19 protein-coding genes are annotated in these 22,192 nt (G+C 58.1%); 15 read left to right on the forward strand and 4 right to left on the reverse strand.

Annotated features, from left to right (window positions below):
• The first annotated feature begins 9 nt into the window (after positions 1–9).
• From LA5095_RS23700 to LA5095_RS23735, 8 genes are all read left to right on the forward strand, one after another.
• On the forward strand, positions 10–750 hold the full coding sequence (locus LA5095_RS23700) for an ATP-binding cassette domain-containing protein (protein WP_055119490.1): 741 nt from the start codon (positions 10–12) through the stop codon (positions 748–750).
• Positions 747–1,817 (forward strand): ABC transporter permease, encoded by a 1,071-nt coding sequence (locus LA5095_RS23705; protein ID WP_082442550.1) that lies wholly within the window; start codon positions 747–749, stop codon positions 1,815–1,817. Before LA5095_RS23700 ends, LA5095_RS23705 begins: the two co-directional genes overlap by 4 nt.
• A gap of 36 nt (positions 1,818–1,853) precedes the next feature.
• Positions 1,854–2,837: a sugar-binding protein gene (locus tag LA5095_RS23710; protein ID WP_055119492.1), complete on the forward strand. Its 984-nt coding sequence runs from the start codon at positions 1,854–1,856 to the stop codon at positions 2,835–2,837.
• A gap of 243 nt (positions 2,838–3,080) precedes the next feature.
• Positions 3,081–4,043 (forward strand): aldo/keto reductase, encoded by a 963-nt coding sequence (locus LA5095_RS23715; protein WP_055119810.1) that lies wholly within the window; start codon positions 3,081–3,083, stop codon positions 4,041–4,043.
• A 25-nt stretch (positions 4,044–4,068) separates the two neighbouring features.
• Complete coding sequence (locus LA5095_RS23720; RefSeq protein WP_055119494.1) at positions 4,069–4,884, forward strand: SDR family oxidoreductase; 816 nt, start codon at positions 4,069–4,071, stop codon at positions 4,882–4,884.
• A gap of 108 nt (positions 4,885–4,992) precedes the next feature.
• Positions 4,993–5,625 (forward strand): LysE family translocator, encoded by a 633-nt coding sequence (locus tag LA5095_RS23725; protein ID WP_055119496.1) that lies wholly within the window; start codon positions 4,993–4,995, stop codon positions 5,623–5,625.
• Positions 5,626–5,856: 231 nt separating this feature from the next.
• Entirely contained in the window at positions 5,857–7,701 is a 1,845-nt protein-coding gene (locus LA5095_RS23730) for a hypothetical protein (RefSeq protein WP_055119498.1), read from the forward strand.
• Positions 7,682–8,638 (forward strand): CE1 family esterase, encoded by a 957-nt coding sequence (locus tag LA5095_RS23735; protein ID WP_055119500.1) that lies wholly within the window; start codon positions 7,682–7,684, stop codon positions 8,636–8,638. Before LA5095_RS23730 ends, LA5095_RS23735 begins: the two co-directional genes overlap by 20 nt.
• 42 nt (positions 8,639–8,680) lie before the next feature.
• On the opposite strand, the gene LA5095_RS23740 is transcribed toward LA5095_RS23735, so the two are convergent.
• Positions 8,681–10,075: an adenylate/guanylate cyclase domain-containing protein gene (locus tag LA5095_RS23740; RefSeq protein ID WP_055119503.1), complete on the reverse strand. Its 1,395-nt coding sequence runs from the start codon at positions 10,073–10,075 to the stop codon at positions 8,681–8,683.
• Between the two features lie 341 nt (positions 10,076–10,416).
• Between LA5095_RS23740 and LA5095_RS23745 the strand changes: the two genes are divergently transcribed.
• The 5 genes from LA5095_RS23745 (at position 10,417) to LA5095_RS23765 (ending at position 13,629) form a co-directional block, all read left to right on the forward strand.
• Positions 10,417–10,770 (forward strand): helix-turn-helix domain-containing protein, encoded by a 354-nt coding sequence (locus LA5095_RS23745; protein WP_055119505.1) that lies wholly within the window; start codon positions 10,417–10,419, stop codon positions 10,768–10,770.
• A gap of 268 nt (positions 10,771–11,038) precedes the next feature.
• Entirely contained in the window at positions 11,039–11,668 is a 630-nt protein-coding gene (locus tag LA5095_RS23750; protein WP_144436122.1) for a hypothetical protein, read from the forward strand.
• A gap of 73 nt (positions 11,669–11,741) precedes the next feature.
• Entirely contained in the window at positions 11,742–12,455 is a 714-nt protein-coding gene (locus LA5095_RS23755) for a hypothetical protein (RefSeq protein ID WP_055119509.1), read from the forward strand.
• Positions 12,456–12,498: 43 nt separating this feature from the next.
• A complete protein-coding gene (locus tag LA5095_RS23760) occupies positions 12,499–12,846 on the forward strand; it encodes a hypothetical protein (RefSeq protein ID WP_055404411.1) in 348 nt (115 codons plus the stop codon).
• A gap of 180 nt (positions 12,847–13,026) precedes the next feature.
• A complete protein-coding gene (locus LA5095_RS23765; RefSeq protein ID WP_144436123.1) occupies positions 13,027–13,629 on the forward strand; it encodes a hypothetical protein in 603 nt (200 codons plus the stop codon).
• 88 nt (positions 13,630–13,717) lie between these two features.
• Here LA5095_RS23765 and LA5095_RS23770 read toward each other — a convergent pair whose 3' ends face one another.
• The 3 genes from LA5095_RS23770 to LA5095_RS23780 all read right to left on the reverse strand — a co-directional run bounded on the left by LA5095_RS23770 (position 13,718) and on the right by LA5095_RS23780 (position 19,326).
• Positions 13,718–17,107: an error-prone DNA polymerase gene (locus LA5095_RS23770; RefSeq protein ID WP_055119515.1), complete on the reverse strand. Its 3,390-nt coding sequence runs from the start codon at positions 17,105–17,107 to the stop codon at positions 13,718–13,720.
• 196 nt (positions 17,108–17,303) lie between these two features.
• Positions 17,304–18,770 carry a Y-family DNA polymerase gene (locus LA5095_RS23775; RefSeq protein ID WP_055119516.1) on the reverse strand — a complete coding sequence of 489 codons (1,467 nt, stop codon included), beginning with the start codon at positions 18,768–18,770 and terminating at the stop codon, positions 17,304–17,306.
• Entirely contained in the window at positions 18,724–19,326 is a 603-nt protein-coding gene (locus tag LA5095_RS23780; protein ID WP_055119518.1) for an ImuA family protein, read from the reverse strand. The genes LA5095_RS23775 and LA5095_RS23780 overlap by 47 nt, the downstream gene beginning before the upstream one ends.
• Before the next feature lie 559 nt (positions 19,327–19,885).
• On the opposite strand from LA5095_RS23780, the gene LA5095_RS23785 reads away from it, so the two are divergent.
• Both LA5095_RS23785 and LA5095_RS23790 read left to right on the forward strand, forming a co-directional pair.
• The gene (locus LA5095_RS23785) at positions 19,886–21,196 is read left to right on the forward strand and encodes an extracellular solute-binding protein (protein ID WP_055119812.1); all 1,311 of its coding nucleotides are present in this window, start codon (positions 19,886–19,888) and stop codon (positions 21,194–21,196) included.
• 111 nt (positions 21,197–21,307) lie between these two features.
• Positions 21,308–22,189 (forward strand): ABC transporter permease subunit, encoded by an 882-nt coding sequence (locus LA5095_RS23790; RefSeq protein ID WP_029064349.1) that lies wholly within the window; start codon positions 21,308–21,310, stop codon positions 22,187–22,189.
• The last annotated feature ends 3 nt before the right edge of the window (positions 22,190–22,192 follow it).

Consider the following 22,192-nt stretch of genomic DNA (forward strand, 5'->3'; position numbering starts at 1 on the left):
AGGAAATCGTTGGGGCTTCTGAATCTGAACGGTATCACGAAAAGTTTTGGTGCAATCCACGCGCTGAACGGGGTGGACCTGTCGATCGATCCGGGGGAAGCGGTCGGCCTGATGGGAGACAATGGTGCGGGCAAGTCGACCCTGATGAAAATCATCGCGGGAAATTTCAAACCGACGAGCGGTGAAATCCGGATCGAGGACAAGTCGGTCGAATTTCACAAACCGATTGATGCGAGACACGCGGGAATTGAGATCGTCTATCAGGATCTGGCGCTATGCGACAACCTGACGGCCGCGGCGAATGTGTTTCTCGGTCGGGAGGCGAAGAAGAGAATCGGGCCATTTTCGTGGCTCGACCACGGGGCAATGTACAAGCGCGCCGGGGAACTGTTTTCGGAGTTGAAATCGGAAACCCGGCCGAGAGATCTTGTTCGTCAGATGTCGGGTGGACAACGGCAGGCCGTTGCCATCGCCAGGACACGCTTGTCGGATCCGAAGCTGGTCCTGATGGATGAGCCCACGGCCGCCATATCGGTTCGCCAGGTTGCGGAAGTTCTGGCGCTCATCAAACGCCTGAAGGATACCGGCCATGCCGTCATTCTGGTGTCTCACAGGATGCCGGATGTTTTCGATGTGTGCGACCGGGTTGCTGTTCTTCGCCGGGGTACGAAAGTTGCCGACAAGCACATCAAGGAAACAAGCCCCGAGGAAGTGACCGGGCTTATCACGGGGGCGATCGAAGCTGCATGACCGAAGAACTGACAGATCAGAAACAACGTCGGCATCCGGGCCGTGGTCCGGTGGACACCTTGAACGAAATGGATCATGCCGCCATTGACGAAAGCATCACGTCCCGCCAGGAAGTGTCCGGCTTCGGCTCGATGATCAGGACACAGCCGTTTTGGGTGTTCCTGGCGATCCTGGCAATCGGTATCGTGATGACCTTTGTCTCCGATGCGTTCATGACAGAACGCAACATGTTCAATATCACCCGTAACTTCGCCTTCTTCGGCATCATGGCTCTCGGGATGTCAGCGGTTATCTGTACGGCTGGTATCGACCTTTCCGTCGGGTCGCTGCTCGGTCTGTGTGCCATTACGCTGGGCCTGACCATGCAGGCTGGCTGGGGCATTGAGGTAGGCTTTGTCGTTTGCATGCTGACGGCAGCGGCCGTTGGCGCGATCAACGGCGTTCTGATTGCCTATCTGAAGATGGCGCCCTTCGTTGTCACGCTCGGCATGCTTGCTATGGCCAGATCCATTGCAATGGTCATTTCCAACAACAAGATGATCTACGAATTCGGTCCCGACATGGAGCTGTTCGAATGGATCGGTGGCGAAAGCATGCTGGGTGTCCCGAATGTGGTCTGGGTGCTGATACTGATGACGGCGGGTTTCTGGTGGGTCTGGAGATATTCCACCTGGGGCAGATGGGTGATTGCCATCGGCGGAAACGCGCAAGCGGCAAAGCTCTCGGGCATTCCGGTCGAGCGGATGATCGTCTCGGTATACATGGTGTGTTCCATGTGCACGGGTCTCGCGGCATTCATGTTCATCGGCTACACCGGCTCGGCCACCAACGGCATGGGTGTGACCTATGAGCTCAATGTGATCGCCGCCAGCGTGATCGGTGGCGCCAATCTCATGGGCGGTGTCGTCTATGCCCTTGGTGCTCCAATCGGAGCCGCATTGGTCGAACTCATTCGCAATTCACTGCTTTTGGCCGGTATTCCGGCGCTCTGGCAGCAATTCTTCGTTGGCCTGTTCCTGATACTTGCAGTGCTCCTGGAACAGATCCGAAGCAGAGGGCGCAGTTAAAGCCCCTCAATTTCTTCAAAATCCAGGGAGGAGAATATGAAGAAACTACTGACCTTAACCGCCATGGCGGCCATTCTGGCCCCCTCGATGGCAATGGCGGACTATACATTCGCGCTCGTGCCAAAGGCGATGAACAATCCGTTCTTCGATCTCGCGCGTGATGGCTGCTACAAGGCCCAGGAAGAACTTGCCGACGTTACTTGTGAATATATTGGGCCGGGTGAACATACCGAGCTGGAACAGATCCAGATCGTGCAGGATCTCATAACCAAGGGTGTTGATGGAATTGCGGTTGCACCTTCGAATGCACCCGCCATGGCGAAGGTTCTCAAAGCTGCGGCCGACGCAGGCATACCCGTCATGACCTGGGACTCGGACCTTCTTGATAAGGACAAGAGCCTGCGCACAACCTATGTCGGAACAAACAACTACGATATCGGTGTGAACCTGGCGAAACTGATCCAGGCGCGGCATCCAGACGGTGGCACGGTCTGCCTGCAGACGGGTGGGGCTGCTGCAGCAAACCACAACGAACGTCTGAAAGGTGCCCGCGATACACTGTCTGGCAAGGATACGGGGACACCTCCCGGGTCCGCTCTCGCTGGTGACGGTGGCTGGACCGAGATTTCCGGATGCCCGCTCATCACCAATGATGACGGCAATGTCGCTGTGCAAGGCATGACGGATATACTCGCGGCAAATCCGGATTTGACGGCATTCCTGTCGACGGGCGCCTTCACGCAGTGGTTCGACAATGCCTACCGCAAGGCGGCAGAGCCCTATAAGGCAAAGATGGATTCCGGTGACATGACGATCGTGGTTGCGGACACTCTGCCGATGCAGCTTGAGCAAACCAAGGACGGTCTTGGCAACGGTCTGGTTGGTCAGCGTCCTTACGAGATGGGCTACAAGGCCATGTATATCTTGAAGGATATTGCCGACGGCAAGTCGGTTGACGATCCGATTTTCACGGGCCTCGACGTTTGCGACAACAAAAACATCGACAGCTGCGTCCAGTAGGGCCTGTCACGACAACAAGGATTGGGGCGGTGCGAACACTCGTATCGCCCCTTTCGCTTGAAGCACATGGCGTGCACCGGCTATCGGATGCGCGATGGTCGTGACCTTTGTCCGGCGAATGAACACGACCTGGCGGGTTTCTGGCTGTTGGACGGTTTCAGCGGTCCATTCTGTCAGCTACGGTTGGTTCGTAACCATCTTTCCACGGATATCACGGTCGCGATCCGGGGCACTGGAGGCATTATGCAAAAACGATCTGTTGGCAAATCGGACCTGAGGGTCACACCGCTATGTTTCGGCGCCTCCGGCCTGAGCAACATGCCCGATACCTACGGCTACGAAGTCGACGAAGCCCGTGCTCGTGACACCTTGAGAGCAATATTCGATGGTCCCGTGAATTTTCTGGACACATCAAACAATTATGGCTTCGGACGCAGTGAAGAACGGATAGGCGCAGCCTTGCGGGAACGCGGCGGCTTGCCTGAGGGGTTTGTTCTGTCGACCAAACTCGACCGCGACATGGAAACGGGACGTTTCGATGCAGCGCGCGTTCGCCGGTCGATCGATGAAAGCCTTTCGCGGCTGGGGTTGGACCATGTTCCCTTGCTCCATTTGCATGATCCGGAACATGCAAGAGACTTGGGTGAAATCACAGGAACGGGAGGCGCACTGGACGAATTGTTCAAGCTCAAGGAGGAAGGCATCGCATCGGCAGTGGGACTTGCCATGGGAAGAATCGACGTCATGTTGCCAATTCTCCGCGAACGGCCTTTTGATGCACTTATCAGCCACAATCGCTTCACCGTGTTGAACCGTTCGGCGCATGAAATGTTCGACTACGCCCATTCCAGGGGGATCGCCATCTTGAACGCGGCTCCTTACGCGGGCGGCGTTCTCGCCAAGGGCAGCGCCCAGATGCCGCGCATCACCTACCAGCCTGCAACGGAGGCGACGATGAAGCCGGTGAAGGCGGTCGAGGATATTTGTGCAAGTGCCGGAATTGACCCGGGTGCGCTGGCACTCCAGTTCTCGATGCGCGATCCGCGTGTCACATCGACGATCGTGGGTGTATCGAAAGCGGCGCGGGTCGCGCAGACGCTCAATTGGGCGAGCCAGGACATCGATCCGGCGGTCTGGACGCAGCTTGATACTCTGCCCTTCTCGTCGGAAGATCCGGAAGCAGATCGGGACTACAAACCCGGCTGATTTCGCAAAACTTGAGGGATCCAAAATGAACAGGCTTGACGGCAAGATCGCAATTGTCACGGGTGGAACGCAAGGCCTTGGCGCTGCGATTGGCCGATTGTTCGCGGACGCCGGTGTCTCCGGCCTGATAACATGTGGGCGCAATATTTCGAAAGGCGAAGCGGTCGCGGCCGACATTACCCGTGACACCGGCGTTCCGGTCAGGTTCGTCCCTGCCGACCTCGCGGAAGTGTCCGATTGTGTTGCCGTCGTCAAGGCTGCAGATGACGTTTTCGGCCGGGCGGATATCCTGGTCAACGCCGCCGGCCTGACAGACCGTGGTAATCTGCTTGATACGTCCCCCGAATTGTTTGACCGGATTTTTGCCGTCAACGTCAGGGCGCCTTTCTTTCTCATGCAGGAGACCGTCAAGCTGATGATCCGCGAAAAGCTTGCCGGAAGCATTGTCAATATCGGATCGGCCTCGTCTCTTGCGGGACAGCCTTTCATCGCGCCTTATTGTGCCTCCAAGGGAGCGCTTGCCACGCTCACCCGGAATGCCGGATTTGCCCTGATGAGAAACCGGATCCGGGTCAATCAACTGGATATCGGCTGGATGAATTCCGACAATGAGCGTGCCTTGCAGGTGTCGGAGACCGGTGATCCCCACTTTATGGAAAAACAAGCCGCAACGTTGCCGTTCGAACGCTTGCTGGAGCCCGGCGAAGTGGCAAAGGCCGTAGCGTTTCTGGCATCGGAGGACAGCGGCATGATGACCGGTTCGGTCGTTCAGTTCGATCAGTCTGTCTGGGGTGGCTACGACGGTCTGCCTCCCGTGCCGTCCAGACCAATGACACCCTGATGAAGGGTGTCGGAGGATGCGCGGTTTTCATTGCCGCGAAGCAGCTCTTTCGGTTGTTTTTGCAACCTGATCCATATCGTGCCGTGGTGACGTTCGAGGAGGTTGAAGATGCCGGGTGGTGAAATTCTGCTTCCGTTCGTGGTCACAGTCCTGTTGCTCTCGATCACTCCGGGCCCCGGAATGCTCTACATCGCTGCCCAGACTGTCGGGCGAGGCCGGAATGCTGGCTGGTTCTCTGCTCTTGGAACACATTTGGCGAGCTATGTTCACATTATCGCAACGGCCTTCGGCCTGAGCTTTTTTCTTGAAGCCGTTCCAGTCGCCTATCTCGCGCTGAAGATTGTCGGTGCCCTGTTTCTTTTCTGGATGGGCATTCGCTTTCTTATGGCCGAAGAGATCTCTTCCGGTCCTGAAAGCCATTCTGAACCAGCAATGCATTTCAAGGCGCTCCGAGAGAGCTTTGTTGTTGAAGTCACCAACCCCAAATCTGCTGTATTCTTTATTGCTTTCCTGCCGCAATTCACGGACCAGGGGGCGGCCTATCCGGTCTGGCTGCAGATCATTCTTTTGGGAGTAGCGGCCAATTTGTTCTTTTCATTCGCCGAGGCAGGCTGTGTGATTTTTGCGGACCAGATTGCTGGACTGTTTCAAAAATCCCGGTCAGCGGGCCGCTGGATGCGCAGGGCCGCCGGATCAGTGTTGATCGCTCTTGGTGCCAACTTGCTGATATCCGAGCGATAGATAGCGATCAGGCACTCGTGTCCGCGTGCAGTCCGGCACAGACAAATGCCGATCGGGTCAAACCAGAATTCTTGGTCGGAGCTGCAACCTTTCTGCAATCAGGAGTTTTATTGTTGCCGGACAACTATCAACGCGATCGTCTGTGAGTTAATCTGAATTTTTCAACTGTTGTAACCGAAGACATTTTTGATTTTTCGGTCGATCCGTTCACGCATCCCAGTGGAGACGGTTATGAAACAGATTATTTCTGCAATCGGCAGTCTCGATACCAGGACAATCCAACTGCGTGCTCTCAAGCTCGACAGGTTCGTCACCGAAGTCCTCCTGCCGTTTCTGGGGTTTCACGGCAGCATGATTGCCACACTTGTCCTGAGTCAGACGGATGAGACTGTTTTCCTGGTGGCAAGTGTCCTGCTGCCGGCAACAGCTTTCGTTCTGATCGCCTATTTCCGTTTCAGGGGAGATCGGCTGGAACTGGCGGATCGCACAAGATACGCGGCGGCGATTTTCTGTTTTCTGATGGTCGGTATCCTAGGACTTGAAGCAGCGGGCTACAGTTGGCCGACGCCGTCAGCCTTCTTCCTCGTGTCCGGGTTCGTGCTGGTCCTCTGTGCCATTGAAGCAAAAATCTTTCCGCCTGGCTGCCTCAATGCCATCGGGATCTACCTCGCCTTGTTTCTTGTTGTCTTCTGGCAGGAAGAAGGAACGCTCCTTCCGGTCGTGGTCTATCTGATCTGTCTCGTGTCGGCTCTCATTTATCTGGCTCATCGCAAGGATCTTTCCAGCGCTGTTGGATTGCTTGCCGGAGTCGCGATCGTGTTGTTTGGGGAGATCGATCGTGAAGACGGTCCCTCGGCACAGATCTACCTTGTGCTTGCCGTCATTGTGGGCGCCATAATTGTTTATGAAGTCTGGGCCAGGCACGGACGTCAGTCGGATCAGCGCTTTTTCCTTGTGCAGGGGCTTGTTGTCGTCATCCTCGGCGTCTCGGCTTTTCTGCTGGATCCTCGCGACGGAGAGGTCGGTATGTCGTTGCGCTGGCTTGCCGCCGTGATCGCATATGCGGTCCTGATGCATTTCGTGCGCAAGGGTCAGGGCAATCCAACCCGGGTCAGCTGGGTTGCCATTGTTGCCACTTTTGCCGTGTGGATGAATTTCGATACGAGTTACCTGGTGTTTCACGAACTCTGGCTACCCACGATTTTGACGGCAGCGATTGTCCTCGTTCTGGTCGGGTTTTCCGAGGCGATTGGCAATTCGTTTGTCAGGTTGGTTGCCGCTGTCATGACGGCGGGCCTGTGCTTCTATCTGCTGTTGGCCGTGGAAGACTTCAGTGGCCGTGTGCTGTACGAGGTCGAAAAATTCGCACCAGCAGGCAGATCAGATCTGGAAAACCTTGAAAGCGGCTCCGACCTGGTGATCGACGATGTATTCGCACTGCATCAACTCAGCCTGCAGTTCCTGTTCGCGGTCGGATTTGGGGTTGCCGTCTCTGTTTCGCAAAGCCGGAGTTTCGAAAAAGGCCTTCCCTGGTGGCGCGGCCTAATCCGTGACCGGCACGTCGTGTACCTGAGAAGACTGTATCGACTCTCGGTGAATGCGGTTAAATCAATTCCGATCGTCGGCAATATTCTCTCTGTGGCGCAAACGGTGCTGAAATCCCTGAAATACATCAAGGGAGACGGCTCGAAACTCGATGCCGGTGATCTTCTGTTCGGAGTTGCAAACGTTCTGCTGGTCTTGTCGATCATCGCGTCGATGAAGGCCGTATTCGTTATGGATGGACTGGCGGCAGATGGCGGGATTTCGGAGAAATTCAGCTTCTTGGTCACGATCGCCAGCTGGGCAATCTGGGGAAGCGTGATCTATCTTTGGGGCCGCCTGACAGGGTCGCTCTACTACGTCCTGCTCGGAGTGGTTTTTATTGTGTGTCCCATCGCCTTCAAGGATATCAGAACCTTGATTCTGGACGATGAAAGCATGGCGGCGATTTGGGTTCTGGCCTGCGGCGTGCCGCTGCTGTTTCTGAGTGTGTTCCGGACTCGAGCGGAACTGGATGAGGAAAACAATCCCTGATCTTGGTGGCCGGTTTGTCATGCTGATCGCCCGGTCAGAAATTGCCTCGTGCGGCTTCACGCACATGTTCATTGCAGATGTGCGGGCGAGCGCAAATGATCGCGAAATCTGTTCGCGAGGTGTTTCGATGCGTGTGGTTGCAATTATGCTCCTGCTATTTGCCATTCCTGCTGCGGCAAAGGCCTGCGGTCCTGAAACCAGGTGCGAGGTGCCGGGTGGATACTATTTGGCAGCTGTGCCGGAGGATTGGGACCAAAAGAGACCGCTTTCGCTGGTGGTCTATTTTCATGGCTGGAACAGTTCGCCAGAGGCAACCTTCCGTAACCGGGTCATGGTGCGCGGCGCAACTGACCGGGGCGCCCTGTTTGTGGTCCCGTTCGCTGAAAAGGGATACTGGCGGCAGATCGGCCAGGGACGCGCGGAGCGCGGCCGGGACGAGGCAGCTTACATTCGCGCTGTCATGGAGGATGTCCGCAAACGCTGGCCGGTTGACGAAAGGCGGACCTTGGCCTCAGGTTTTTCGCGTGGCGCATCGATGGTGTGGAATGTTGCCTGCTATACCGGAGATCTGTTCCGCGCCTATGCGCCCATTGCAGGCGGTTTCTGGCGATCCAATCCCGAAGCCTGCCCGACAGGTGTTGTCAATCTGCGCCATATCCATGGGCTTTCCGACGGTGTTGTCGCGTTCGACGAGGTCGGCATCTACAACTCCATGCCGATAGAGGAAGGATTTGACATACTTGCACAGGCAAACGGGGCTGCGCGCGCAAGCCGAAATGTGGAAAGCGGCGATAACCGTCTTTCCTGTGAGCGATGGGATGAAAGCAAGAGCGGGCGGGTGCTTGAACTCTGTCTGCATCAGCGCGGTCATTCCATCCCCGCAGAATGGGTGGGCCAAGGTCTGGACTGGCTTGCAGCCCTGCCGGAAGGATCTTGATGCACCACGCATATGTTTTGCGTCCGGTGTCGGCCCGGACAGTCACACCGTCCAGACGTTAATCGAATTCTGGCGGCCGCGCAGTTTGATCGGGTCCCTTGCAGAAAAGGCCTTTTCGGGGTGGTCCTTGCCTTCGGAGCGCGCGGCCTGACGTATCAGTTCTTCGCTGACCACACATCTGCATCCGAGTTCCCGGGTTGATGCTTCCAACCGGCTGGCGACGTTGACCGTGTCACCGACAACTGCAAATTCCAGGCGCCTGGAGGGGCCGATGTCGCCCAGGATGACCGGGCCGAAATGAACACCGATCGAAACGCTGATCGGTGTGATGCCGCGGGTCTCGAGTTCCTTGTTGAAGCTTTCGGTTTCCTCGATGAGTTGCATGGCGGCTTTCAGCGCATTGGCGGCATCACCGGGTTTGGTTTCAGGTGTACCGAAAGTCGCCATGACGCCGTCTCCCAGATACTTGTCGAGCGTGCCGCCATTCTGGAAAATCGAGCGTTCGACAAAGGCGTGATAGTGGCGCAGCAGGTCCATCACTTCTTCCGGAGTATGCTGCTCCGCGAATTGCGTGAAACCGACGATATCGGTGAACAGGACAGCCACTTCCTGGGTGCGCACGGCGCCGATATCACGGTCGGTCGCGGCCAGTACATCGACAAGACTGGAGGGAAAGTACCGTGACAGGTTTGCGCGTTCAGCGGCGATGTTTGCCTGCCGCATCACAAGCTGGTTGGAGCGCCAGCCCTTCAGAGCCAGAATGCCCGCAACGATCAGAAAGACCAGAATTTCCTGGACACGGACACCGGCCTGGATGCTGTTCGGATCCATTTCCTCCCGAATAAGCGGATGGCCTTCGAATGCAATCGAAGCAGCTTCACTCAGGCCCGGAATCGTTTGACCGAGCCACGAGACGCCCCCTAGTCCAATCAGCCAAAGCAGGGCGACCCATGTGCCCATGGCCCAAACGGTCCGATAGGAATAAGCCAGTGTACCAAGGGCAAGAAACATGAAGAAGTAGATGAAATTATCGAACCGGTACATGAAGGCGGTTGGGATGTTCTGGCTGAAGAACGGGTTCGGTGTGGTGAACAGGAGCGTCAGAAGACCAACATCGGCAAAGATCAGCAAAAGCTCCGCCTTTGAGTAGCCGACACTTGCCATGCGCAGCTGCAGCCAGCCGAGCGCGATGAAAAGCAAGAGTGTTGCTTCATAGTAAAGCACGCTCGGGCTGAAGTTCAGAAAGGGCAGCAGGAGGCCGACCAGACCCAGCGCGACCGTACGGGCGATGATCGCAAGCCGATGGCCCTCTATTTTTTCCTTCTCGAGCGCCTGCGCCAGAAATGGATTTGAACGGGCTTGCTGCCTTTCCTCTTCCTGCATCTTGCGCACGCGTTCCAGGAATCTGAGTGGTGGTGGGAGTCTTGGGATCGGCATGCTCACTCCGTTTCATTTCAGTATCGCTGGACGATACCATCGTCATGTGAGCGACAAGAATGGAAATAGTGTCTCACGCAGCATGTGCACAGGGTGCGGGACCTGGAATGGCAAAAGTGTTCGCCGCACGCGCTGCACTGATAGAAAGAACAGGCCTGCATTGGCGTTTCGGTGAAGGTTTCCGGCAGCGCGCAATCAGGCCTGAGCCTCAACGCTGCTTTTCGCCTTCCGGTCCTTTGAGCGAGACACCGTGTAGGTTGGCATGAGGTACATGTAAAAGTATAAAAAATATAAACATCTATTCTAGGTTGATTGCTCCTGTCATTTTTGGAGTGCTGTCAATGCCTTACACCGATGCGTCCGAAGAGCGCGGCAAGCGTATCCGATATGCGATCAAGATATCGGGGCAACCCAAACTCCTTTCGCTTGCCGAGGAACTCAAGGTGTCGCCGGGTGCGGTTTCAAAGTGGCGGTACGGGCGGAATTTTTCCATCGACAACATTTGCCGTTTCGCCACCGTGCTGGATACGTCTCTCGACTGGCTTTTGCTGGGGCGCGGTTTTCCCGAGGCACACAAGAACACCGGTCTTTCGGAATTGGAACAGGAACTCATCCTTCTGCTTCGCGTGCGACCCAAAAGGTTCACAAGTGTCCTGCTCAGTCTGGTGCGTGAAGTGCCGGAGCGACCCAAATAGCCGGCGTTTTCCTGGCATCGTCCTGAATGTGGATGATCTGCCCATTTCACGAACGTCTGCCTGCTTCTGAAGAGAAATTTCCTGACGGTCAAAATCCGCGATTCTTTGATCGGCGGTCAACAACCTTAAATAGATAACGTTAAGGCAAAAACCTATTATCGGTTGTGCGGCGGCTGACTGCCTTGGTCGAAATTTTCCCTCCAGGAAATCGTTGGCCGCTGCGTAGGCAAACGCAGTGCGCGTCAACAAAGCAACAGTGGAGCGTCACATGACCACATACACATTGGATATCTCGATTGATTCAACGGGGCTGGAGCAGATAAGGGGAGAAACCATCAGTATCGCCAAGACAGTGACCGCTTCCATGGTCGGCGGCAATCTGGCGACTGCCTGGATTTCCTTTGAACCGGCGCAGCATATTACCGTGACCTGGACCGAAGACTACTACCTCTATGCGTCCACAAGTGAGGCCAAAGGTGGTGCGACCATCGACATGACCTCCTACACGGATTCAGCCATTCAATCCGGTCAGCTATATACATATGGGACCGCATCCACATTCAGTTCCGCGCCAGCCGACACCGGAACTGCATTTGAAACCAAGAATTTCCAGGAATCGCCAAAGCCCTGGACCATGGGACTGGCGCAAGAGGCAACGGTGGCTGGCAAGACCACCATGTCCGCTTTGAATGCGGTACGGGTGCCGTACAATCAGCATGCAAGTTTCACCGCAATCGAGAACATCTCGATCTGGGTTTCCTCAATCCAGAACAATGGTGTGGTCCTGTCCCAGATTGCGGACACCGCCCTGGCGGTTCAGCTCACAAGTCAAAAGCCGACGGCGCTTCTGGGTTTCGATGATGCACTGAACGAATTCACTTTCACGAGCTTTGGCTGAAACCGCTGTAGCAGCGTCTTCGGGATGCAATCCCGAGGGCGCTGACTTCGCTCTCATAAGGTGAGGCCGGGCCATGTACCAGCTTGATATCAGGATCGACATTCCGGACGTGAAGGCACTTGTTTCAGCCGGCCAGAAAGTGGCTCTGGTTCAGGAAGTGGCATCAGGTGCGTTTAGTGGAGGGGTGAAGGCCGAAGGCGAAACCGGCGAATTGGTCGAAGGTTCGGAGATTGCTCACGGAGACGGCGACGACACGCCCGATATCGTCAACTTCCAGGCGGGAAAAGTTGTCTGGGTGACATTCGCACCGGTTCAGAACACCACCGTGACCTGGGAACGGGATGTCGCGATCTATCAATCCGGCCAACCTTCATCCGGAGCGGAAATCGTTCAGTCAAACTCGGTCCGTCCGGTCAGTCCGGGTGTTGTCTATCCCTATACGACGAGCGGCTTTGGAGCCGGTCAGCGACCGGCAGGCACGGATCTGAATTCCTATTACATGTGCAACAGCAACGCGCATTCGGGCCTGGCCTTTGGTCTGGCGCGCGATTGCACGGTGAATGGCAACAAATTGCCTGGCAGTCCGGTCGCCAATTCTATCCGGACCGTTTTGAACGGAGAAATTGGCTGTTTTCAGCTTGTCGACAGGATCCACCTTTTTGTCGGCACGCTCACGGGGGTGGGGGTTTTCCAGAATGTTGCCCTCATTCATCTCAGCACGACAGCCATATCCGAGGACACGCCGGTGACGGCGACCTATTCAGATGGAGGTTTCACCTTCACCTGACCATCCAACTCACCACTCACCCCTGGAGCCGAAGGAGGATTAGATGAAGTATTCGGTTATGATGGCAATGGTGTTCCTGACTGGTTTTGGCGCTCCAGCGCCCGGGCTGGCCAGCTGCAATGACGTTAACCTGGATCTGTGTTCTGTCGCGGAATGCAGGCACAGGCAGTCGCATGTCCACCCGACTTGTGATGTCAAACGCTCCTGTGCCAGCGTGCTTCCGAGTCAGCGCGATACACTTCGGGAATACAGAGCACGCAACGAAAACTGCGCCGCAGCACGACAATATGTAACCGAATGTTTCGGCGGTGCTGATGCGGGTCATCAGGAAGCTATCGATTCAGCCCTGCGCGCTGCCAATGTCTGCGCTGTCAAACTTGGAGAGGAGTAAAATGCTTCGAATTGTGGCTTCAAATTCCACTGACGCAGGAATTCCTGAACAGTGACATTTGGGCACGAACACCAATCTTCGCTGCCTAGCAGCGTGGAGGGTCAAGCCGGCTGACCCGCGCATGGCAAGTATTGCCTGACTGTCAAACACATGGAATAAATCCGCATGGAGTTTGCCCCCATGTCTCATCTGAATCCGACCTTTTTCGAATTGTTGTCCAGCGAGCCGACCCGGGAAGTTGCATTGCCGGAAGAGACGCTGTTGCAGGACGTTTCCGGCCTGCTGTCTGACCCGTCCGGCCTGGTTCGCTTTTGCGCACCGGAACCCGAACGCCTTGGATTTGCGACCTGGCGGTTTTGTGACAGCTCGAGTTCCGACTGTCTGCGCCTGCTGACTGATGCGGCCGTTCCGATTGAAACCCGGCTTTCGCTGACGGGCGGTTTGAAGACCCTATTTGCAGAGCTGTTCGATCCTCATTGTGATCCGGTTTTGCAGCATTCCCTGGAGCCGGGGCAATACCTGAATATGGCTTGTGCGATGTTCTGGGACATTGCACCGCTGGGACCGCATACGGCGGGGAAGGCGGGCATTGCACCGGCTTGCGCTGATGTCATGCGGTTTCAGCTGACGCTGGCCAATCCAGCCTGCCGTGAAAGTGCCCTGTCGGGTGTGGAGCAGTGGATCGGTGTTGAACCGGACCTGATGAAGAGCGTTCTGGAGACCTGTGACTTCAACGATGAACCGGTCGAGGCACTCAGGAAACGGGCATCTGGTCTGGCTTGATCGTTGACGCTGATCGGAGGTCTCGAGCGGTCCGGGAGCAGCCGTCTTCCAATAGGCTTCGTTGTATCAGGCCTCCATCTTGCTCTCCTCAATGAAAATCCCGGCTCGGGAACAGTTTCTTCGCCTGGTCCCGCGGATGCATCGCTCTGGGTTTCGGCGCGTCTGACTTGAGGTGGACGGGAACCTCGTCGGTCTTGGCCGTCATCTGGCCCAGCACCTCGTCATTGGGATGGCCGAGCAGGGCGAGGCGGTTGGAACAGTCCTCGATATGATCGGCAATCAGGTGCACCACGATGCCCTCACGCTCCAGCCGTCCGGTGACTTTCAACAGCCGCCCGCCGATGACGGCGGCGCGGTATTTTTCATACATCTTCGGCCAGACGACCACGTTGGAAACACCGGTCTCGTCCTCCAGCGTTATGAAGATGACGCCCGAGGCCGTGCCGGGGCGCTGGCGGGTGATGACGAGGCCCGAGACGGAGACGCGCCGTGCCTCGTATGGCGTGAGCCGTGCCAGCCGGTCGTGCGGTGTGAGACCTGGAATATGCGGACGCAACAGCTCCATCGGATGGGCACGCAGGGTGAGGCGGGTGGACAGATAATCCTCCACCACCTCCTGGCCGAGATGCATCTGTGGCAGAAGGACATCGGGTTCGAAGATCGCCTCGCCGTCGATCGGGTCGTTGAAAAGCGGCAGCGGCTTCGGACTGCGGATGGTCTTCACCTGCCAGAGCGCATCCCGGCGGCTGAGCCCCATGCCGGCAAAGGCGTCGGCTTCGGCAAGGCGCTCCAGCGTTGCGGGCGGTACGCCGGTTCGCAGCCACAGGGTTTCGGTATCGGGATAGCCGTTGCCGCGTGCTGCCACGATCCAGTCCGCGTCTTCCTCGCGCATGCCCTTGATCTGGCGGAAGCCGAGCCGCAGCGCGAGCGCGCCGTCGCTGCGCCGTTCCAGCGTATTGTCCCAGCGGCTCGTGTTGACGCAGATTGGCCGGATCTCGACCTGATGTTCGCGCGCATCGCGCACAATCTGCGCCGGCGCATAAAAGCCCATCGGCTGCGAATTCAAAAGCGCACAGGCGAACTCGGCCGGGAAGTGGCATTTGAGATAGGCCGAGACGTAGGCAAGCATGGCAAAGGCGGCCGCATGGCTTTCCGGAAAACCGTATTCGCCGAAGCCTTCGATCTGGCTGAAGCAGTTCTGGGCGAATTCCAGCTCATAACCGCGCTCGAGCATGCCGGCGAGAAATTTCTCCCTGAGCTGGCCGATCGTGCCCATCCGCCGGAAGGTCGCCATGGAGCGGCGCAGCTTGTCGGCCTCCGACGGGGTGAAACCGGCGGCAACGACCGCGATCTGCATGGCCTGTTCCTGAAAAAGCGGCACACCGAGCGTCTTGCCGAGCACTTCCTCCAACTCTCTTGAAGGGAAGGAGACCGGCTCCTTGCCCTGGCGGCGGTTGATATAGGGGTGCACCATGCCGCCCTGGATCGGGCCGGGACGGACGATCGCCACCTCGATGACGAGATCGTAGAATTCGCGCGGGCGCATGCGCGGCAGGAAATTCATTTGCGCCCGGCTTTCCACCTGGAAGACGCCGATCGCATCGGCCTTGCACAGCATGTCATAGGTGTCGGTGTCGTGCTGGGGCACGGTGCCGAGTGTGAATTCCTGGTCGTGATGGGTGTCGATCAGGTTGAAGCATTTGCGGATGCAGGTCAGCATGCCGAGGCTGAGCATGTCGACCTTGAGGATGCCGAGTGCGTCGATATCGTCCTTGTCCCACTCGATCACCGTGCGGTTTTCCATGGCTGCGTTCTCGATCGGGCAAAGCGCGTCGAGCCGCCCTTGCGTGATCACGAAACCACCGACATGCTGGCTGAGATGGCGGGGAAAACCGATGATCTCGCGGATCAGCTCGATGGTCTGGATCACGCGCCGGTTGGTAAGATCCAGCCCCAGTTCCTTCATGCGCGCATCGTCCGGCCCGCTGTTGGAACTGCCCCAGATCTGGCCGGAAAGGGCGGCGGTGACATCGGCATTGAGCCCCATCACCTTGCCGACTTCGCGGATCGCCGCGCGGGTGCGGAAATGGATCACCGTGGCGCAGAGCCCGGCCCGGTGGCGACCGTATTTCTCGTAGACATACTGGATCACCTCTTCGCGCCGCTCATGTTCGAAATCGACATCGATATCCGGCGGCTCGCCCCGGTGCTCGGAGATGAAGCGTTCCGACACCATGGTGATGGTCTCCGGACCTACATCGGTGATGCCGAGTGCATAGCAGATGATGGAATTGGCTGCCGAACCGCGCCCCTGGCACAGGATATGCCGGCTGCGGGCAAAGCCGATGATGTCGTGAACGGTCAGGAAATAGGCGGCGAACTTGAGCTTTGCGATCAGCCTCAGTTCCTTTCGCGCCAGCTTTTGTGCATGTTCCGGAACACCGGCGGGATAACGCATCTCCAGACCCTCGAAGGTCAACCGCTCCAACCGGTCCTGCGGGTTCTCCCCGTCGGTGATCTCGTCCGGATATTCATAAGACAGCTCGGAAAGGTCGAAGCTGCAGCGGGTCGCGATCTCGACCGTCCGCCGGAGGGCCGCCGGATGATGGCGGTAGAGACGGGTCATGTCGGCAGCCGATTTCAGCCGCCGCTCGCCATTGGGCAGGGCGCGGGTACCGATCTCGTCGATGGTGCAGCCTTCGCGCAGGCAGGTCAGCACATCGGCAAGCCGCCGTCGTCCGGCATGGTGCATCAGGACATCACCGACCGCGACCATCGGCGTTGCCAGCGAATGTGCAGCTTTCGCGCAGGTGTGGAACCAGGCCTGGTCGGTACCGTCATAGCGCGGCGCGGCACCCAGGAAAACATGGCCCGGAACTTCCTGGCGAAGGGTACGGATATGATCTTTAGCCGTCTCAGAAAATGCATTCCGTGTATGGTCTCCCTGGGGCAGCGCGATGAAGAGCAGGCCTTCGGAGAACTTCACGACGTCCTGAAATTCCAGATGGCAGTCGCCCTTTTCCGCTCGCCGCTTGCCGAGGGTGAGCAGTTGGCTGAGCCGTTCATAAGCCGCCCGGTTGGTCGGCAGGGCGACGAAATCGACAGGACTGTCCATAAGCACCAGGCGTGCGCCGACGATCAGCCGCGGCAGTTTCAGGACTTGCGGTACGGGCAGGGGCGGGATCCCGTTTATCTGTTGCCGGGAAGAAGCATCGATCTGCGAGTGGGACCGTACCGGCACGCCTTCCTCGTTCGCCGCACGCCTGATCTCCTTCAGCGCCGAATAGGCCCGGACGACCCCTGCAAGCGAATTCCAGTCGGTGATGGCAATCGCCTCAAGTCCGAGCTCGGCAGCCCGCGTCACCAGTTCCTCCGGGTGGGACGCCCCGCGCAGGAAAGTGAAGTTGGAGGTAACGGTCAGCTCCGCATGACGGGGAATGTCCCAGTGCAGGCTGTCCGGCAGCACATGGGAGGTCATCGGGCGGCCTCCACGTTCTTTCCTGGGTCATCCACGACTTGATCGGGGCCCCACTCATTTTCAGAGAAGACCTCTTCGGGCAAAGGATCCACGGCTCGGTCGTCTCTTCTGGAATGTGACTGTTTCGCGGACCCGCGGATTGGACCCCCGATCAAGCCGGGGCGGCGGTGTTTGTGCGGAGAAACATCAGCGGACATCAGCCGAACTCCCCCTGTACGTACCAGCCCGGGTTCTGCGGCGTGTGGAACAGCCACAGACGCTGGCCCTGGCCGGTGGCAACGCGCCAGTAGTCGCGCAGGCCCCTTGTCCAGTCGTCGTCACCCTCCCACCAGGCGGGGGTGATGCGTTCCGGGCCTTCTGCCTGAAGTGTCGTCAGCGCCCGGCCGCGCCAGCGGAAGCGTCCGGGCGGAGTGGCGCCGGAACCGGTGATCGGCTCGGGTGGAAACAGGCGCAACGGACGCGGGCGCCGGTAGGGCCAGGTGCGGACCGGCATGCTGTAGGCGGCCGGTACCAGCTTGAAGCTGCGTTCGGGAATATGGCTGTCGACTGGAGAAAAACGCAGGATGTTTTCCAGCCCGATCCGGTTTCCGAGCTGGGTGATGAGGTCCGCGAGACTGTCCTTTTCCAGCGTCTGCGACGGGGTCAGCTGGCGTGGGCCGAGCTCTTCCACCTGGGTGGCTTCCAGGCGGATCATGTCGATGCCGTAACCGGCATCGATCGCGCTCACCCCGCGCTCGAAAAGAGTAAGGATCCGGTCGCCGTCACGCATCGGCCGGGCCAGGCGCAATTCGACCGACTGGTTCTCCTGATCCACCCGGCGGAAGGTCAGTTTCAGGCTGCGCGCGCCCTTCTGGGCCGTGTCCAATCGCTCGCACAGATGACCGATCAGCCGTTCTGCCCCGGCCATCACGTCGTCGAGGAGGCCGACCGGCTCGGGCAAGGTCATGCGTACGGCGAAGCTGAGACCTTCCTTCAGGGGGGAAATCTGTTCCGCAATGGCGCCGAGCGCCTGATCGAGACGGCGCAGCACTTCCGGATCGTAGCGCCTTGCAACGGTTGCCCGCGGCAGGTTGTAGAGATCGGAGATGGTGGCGATGCCCAGCCGTTCCAGACTGGTGCAGGTCTGGTCGGCAAGGCGCAGTGCAGTCAGCGGCAGGGGGCCGATGCGGGTAAGGTTCTCGCCAGGCTGGGCAATGCCCTCGGCAAAACGGGCAAGCGCCCAGGCGGTCCCCGGCGTAGAGGCAAGACCCAGCCGGGCGGTGAGCCCGGCCCGGGCAAGGCGGGCGCGGATATCGTCCAGGAGCGGTTCCTCGCCACCCATGAGATGCGCAGAGCCGGTGATGTCGAGAAAGAGCCCGTTGGGCCCGTCGAGCCCGACCCAGGGGCAATAGCGGGTCGCCCACCGGGCAAGCAGGTGCAGGAACCGTTGGTCTGCCTTGGGATCGGCGGGCCGGGTCAGAAGACCGGGGCAGAAGCTCCTGGCATGGACCAGCGTCATGCCCCGGTTCAGACCGGCACCTTCCGCGCGCGGGCACAGGTCGTAGACGCGTTCCGAATTACGGTCGAAAAGGGTCAGGGCAAAGGGCGCGTCAACAGGATTGGCGCGGAGCGAACGCTCAGCTGCCAGCCTCGGAAACCACAATGACACGACGCGCCGCTGCATCCCAACGGACCACCCATTCCGACAATGTTCCTATTTTGTTCTTTATAAGGGACCACCGCCAGCGAGTCGAGTCGTGGTCATTTTCACGAGGGTCATGCTGAGGAAGGCCATGCTGGGAAGGGACGGCAGGAATTGGGAAGCCTGTGCAGTGCCATCTGGTCTCCGCTGCGTTGCTGCCGCCACCTTCCGGGATCAGCAACAGCGCCGTGGTGCCACCGGTTTCGGCGGCAAGCTGCAGCCGCCTGCCTTCCGTCAGGCCGATGGGGCCGGCGATTTCGGCGACGACGAGGCCGACAGCGCCGGAGCGGAGCGCTGTTTCGGCACTGGCCAGAACATTCAGCTGACTGTCGGCCCGGGTGACAAGAAGCCGGCCCGGATCGCAAAAGGGCGCAAGGCCTTCAGGATTGACCACCGGACGCCAGCGTTCCGACACCCAGACCACCGGGCCAGTCGCCTGCCCGGCCATTATCGCGGCAAAGACCAGGCAGCTTTCACCGCACACCTCATGGGCACGGGCTCTTTTCAACGGAAAGACGGAGGAGAAGGACGTGGACATGGATTCAGGGGAGCTGCTCTGTCTCAAACATGATCGGAGCTCGAATATAGCGCCCCGCTGCAAAGGTGCAATGAAGGCCGGGTCAAAGACGGACATCGCGGCCCGAACGCCGCCACGATGAAGTCACGACTCGGAAAAACGCGCTAACTCGGGTAAAATCACGGAGTTCGTCGTGTGCCGCCACAATTCCATATCGGTGACGTCGAAGCCAGACATGAGCCGACTAATCTTTCTCCGGGTTGCGGTGTGAAAAAGGGGGCATACAACCGCCCGGAACGCGCGAAGCTGAGAGTGCCGCAGGGGTACTTTACTCCGGAATGCCGACGAAAACTGTTCTCGCGGCCAGCGATCTGGTGAGTATCTGCAAAATAACATTATTCCTGTTTGCGGACGCGACTTAGGCGTGTTTAAATGTTCATATGAGCGTCATACAACGTTCATATGAAAACAATACGAAACGCAGGCGTTATCGTTTCAGGTGCCGGCCAAGCCATTTCGGCACCAGGAAAACCAACTGCTGACCGGGGCACATAGCCCTTCGAGATGGGAGCAAATGAACATGGCTTATCGTAAGACTGTCGCCAGCTTCGTCGCTGCGGCCGCCCTTCTGGGCACTTCCACCGCTTCTTATGCCGCAACCGACATTGCCTGGTGGCACGCAATGGGCGGACGTCTGGGCGAAGTCGTCGTCGACATCGCAAACGGCTACAACGCTGCCCAGGACGCTTGCAAGATCACACCGGTCTTCAAAGGTACCTACGAAGAGACACTGACGGCAGGCATCGCGGCATTCCGCGCCGGTGAACAGCCGAACATCCTGCAGGTTTTTGACGCCGGTGCAGCAACCATCATCGGTGCAAAGGGCGCCGTTATCCCGGCTCAGGACATCCTGGAAAACGCCGGTGTTGGTTTTGATATCGAAGACTACATCGACGGTGTTCGCTACTTCTATGCCGACAGCGACGGCAAGATGATCGGCATGCCGTTCAACTCTTCCACCCCGATCCTCTACTACAATGTCGACGCCCTGAAAAAGGCCGGTGTTGAAGCTCCGAAGACCTGGGAAGAGTTTCAGGAAATCGCTCCGAAGCTGAAGGAAGCCGGTTACGTACCGCTTGCGCAGTCTCACCTGCCATGGATCTTCACCGAAAACTTCAAGTCCCGTCACAACCTGCAATTCGCGACCAACAACAACGGTTACGATGGTTCCAAGGACACCACGCTGGTATTCGGTGAGCCGATCAAGAACCACTTCTCCGCCGTCAAGGGCTGGCTGGATGACGGCCTGTTCGGTTATTACGGCACCGGCTGGGGCGACAATCAGACACCGTTCAACGAAGGCAAGGTCGCAATGTGGCTCGGCTCTTCCGGGTCCTTCGGTGGCATCTCCAAGACCGTCGACTTCCCGTTCTCCGCAACCTATCTGCCTTACTGGGATGCAGTTGACGGCGCGGGTACCGGAACCTTCATCGGTGGTGCGGCGCTGTTCTCCATGGCCGGCAAGTCGGACGACGAAAACAAATGCGTCGCGTCGTTCTTCGAGTACCTGACATCTCCGGAAGTCCAGTACATGTGGCACAAGGAAACCGGCTATGTGCCGATCACCAACGCCGCTTACGACATGGCCAAGAAGGACGGTTACTACGAAAGCACCCCGGCTGCCGAAATCGGCATCAAGCAGCTGACCTTGCCGGGCGGCGAATGGACCAAGGGCTACCGCATGGGCTTCTACGTCCAGATCCGCGACGTCATGAACCGCGAATATGGTAAGCTCATGTCTGGCGAAACCACGGTTGAAGATGCTTTTGCAACCATCGAAGCGGACGGCAACAAGCTTCTGGAGCGGTTTTCAAAGACAACAGGCAACTAGGCCAGTCTGAAATACCCCTTATTGGGGGCGCGCCCTGCGCCCCCTTTTCCTTGTGAGGACGCGGGCCAGCTGTTTTACTGATGGTCCGCTTCCTCCTTTTCCGGTGACGCAATGAAAAAAGTTCAGTTTCAGTCCCGAATGGTGCCGTACATGCTGTTGCTGCCGCAGCTCGCCATCGTGACGATCTTCTTCCTCTGGCCGGCTGCGGAAGCCATACAGTCATCCTTCTATCTGGAGGACCCGTTCGGCTTCGGTTCGACCTTTGTCGGACTGGACAATTTCACCGACATGCTGACCTCGACCGACTATGGCCGGGTGGCGCGTTTCACGGCTGTCTTCACTTTTTTCGTGACCTTCCTGTCACTCGGCTTTGCCTTGCTGCTGGCGGTCAAGGCGGACAAGGTCCTGCGCGGCGCGTCGACATACAAGACGCTGCTGATGTGGGTCTATGCGGTTGCGCCTCCGGTTGCCGGCCTGATCGGGGTTCTGCTGTTTGACCAGCATGTGGGCCCGATGGTCGATCTCTTCGCCATGTTCGGCTGGAAAATGCAGATCGGCGTGAATTATTTCGACACCAGTTTCGCGATGATCGTGACCGCGGTCTGGAAGCAGATTCCGGTCAACTTCATCTTTTTCCTGTCAGGCCTGCAGGGCATTTCCAAGTCGGTTCAGGAAGCAGCGAGCATCGACTGCCGTTCCGGTTTCCGCCGGTTCTGGACAGTGACCTTTCCTCTGCTTGCGCCGACCGGCTTCTTCCTGCTGATCATCAACATCACATACGCCTTCTTCGACACGTTCGGCATCGTCGACGTCATCGTGAAGAACGAGCCGGGCAACAACCCGGTCACACTGGTCTACAAGGTCTATCTGGATGGTTTCCGGGGCAATGACCTTGGCGGGTCTTCCGCACAGTCCGTCATCCTGATGGCGCTGGTGTTCATCCTCACAATCATTCAGTTCCGCCTCATCGAGCGGCGCGTGCACTACACGTAGGGG

The sequence above is a fragment of the Roseibium album genome (assembly GCF_001404515.1).
GTDB classification, from domain to species: domain Bacteria; phylum Pseudomonadota; class Alphaproteobacteria; order Rhizobiales; family Stappiaceae; genus Roseibium; species Roseibium album.

Coding starts and splice junctions, on each gene's coding strand:
- LA5095_RS23705 (WP_082442550.1), top strand. CDS start 747: ATGACCGAAGAACTGACAGATCAGAAACAACGTCGGCATCCGGGCCGT.
- LA5095_RS23710 (WP_055119492.1), top strand. CDS start 1,854: ATGAAGAAACTACTGACCTTAACCGCCATGGCGGCCATTCTGGCCCCC.
- LA5095_RS23715 (WP_055119810.1), top strand. CDS start 3,081: ATGCAAAAACGATCTGTTGGCAAATCGGACCTGAGGGTCACACCGCTA.
- LA5095_RS23720 (WP_055119494.1), top strand. CDS start 4,069: ATGAACAGGCTTGACGGCAAGATCGCAATTGTCACGGGTGGAACGCAA.
- LA5095_RS23725 (WP_055119496.1), top strand. CDS start 4,993: ATGCCGGGTGGTGAAATTCTGCTTCCGTTCGTGGTCACAGTCCTGTTG.
- LA5095_RS23730 (WP_055119498.1), top strand. CDS start 5,857: ATGAAACAGATTATTTCTGCAATCGGCAGTCTCGATACCAGGACAATC.
- LA5095_RS23735 (WP_055119500.1), top strand. CDS start 7,682: ATGAGGAAAACAATCCCTGATCTTGGTGGCCGGTTTGTCATGCTGATC.
- LA5095_RS23740 (WP_055119503.1), bottom strand. CDS start 10,075: ATGCCGATCCCAAGACTCCCACCACCACTCAGATTCCTGGAACGCGTG.
- LA5095_RS23745 (WP_055119505.1), top strand. CDS start 10,417: ATGCCTTACACCGATGCGTCCGAAGAGCGCGGCAAGCGTATCCGATAT.
- LA5095_RS23750 (WP_144436122.1), top strand. CDS start 11,039: ATGACCACATACACATTGGATATCTCGATTGATTCAACGGGGCTGGAG.
- LA5095_RS23755 (WP_055119509.1), top strand. CDS start 11,742: ATGTACCAGCTTGATATCAGGATCGACATTCCGGACGTGAAGGCACTT.
- LA5095_RS23760 (WP_055404411.1), top strand. CDS start 12,499: ATGAAGTATTCGGTTATGATGGCAATGGTGTTCCTGACTGGTTTTGGC.
- LA5095_RS23765 (WP_144436123.1), top strand. CDS start 13,027: ATGTCTCATCTGAATCCGACCTTTTTCGAATTGTTGTCCAGCGAGCCG.
- LA5095_RS23770 (WP_055119515.1), bottom strand. CDS start 17,107: ATGACCTCCCATGTGCTGCCGGACAGCCTGCACTGGGACATTCCCCGT.
- LA5095_RS23775 (WP_055119516.1), bottom strand. CDS start 18,770: ATGCAGCGGCGCGTCGTGTCATTGTGGTTTCCGAGGCTGGCAGCTGAG.
- LA5095_RS23780 (WP_055119518.1), bottom strand. CDS start 19,326: ATGTCCACGTCCTTCTCCTCCGTCTTTCCGTTGAAAAGAGCCCGTGCC.
- LA5095_RS23785 (WP_055119812.1), top strand. CDS start 19,886: ATGGCTTATCGTAAGACTGTCGCCAGCTTCGTCGCTGCGGCCGCCCTT.
- LA5095_RS23790 (WP_029064349.1), top strand. CDS start 21,308: ATGAAAAAAGTTCAGTTTCAGTCCCGAATGGTGCCGTACATGCTGTTG.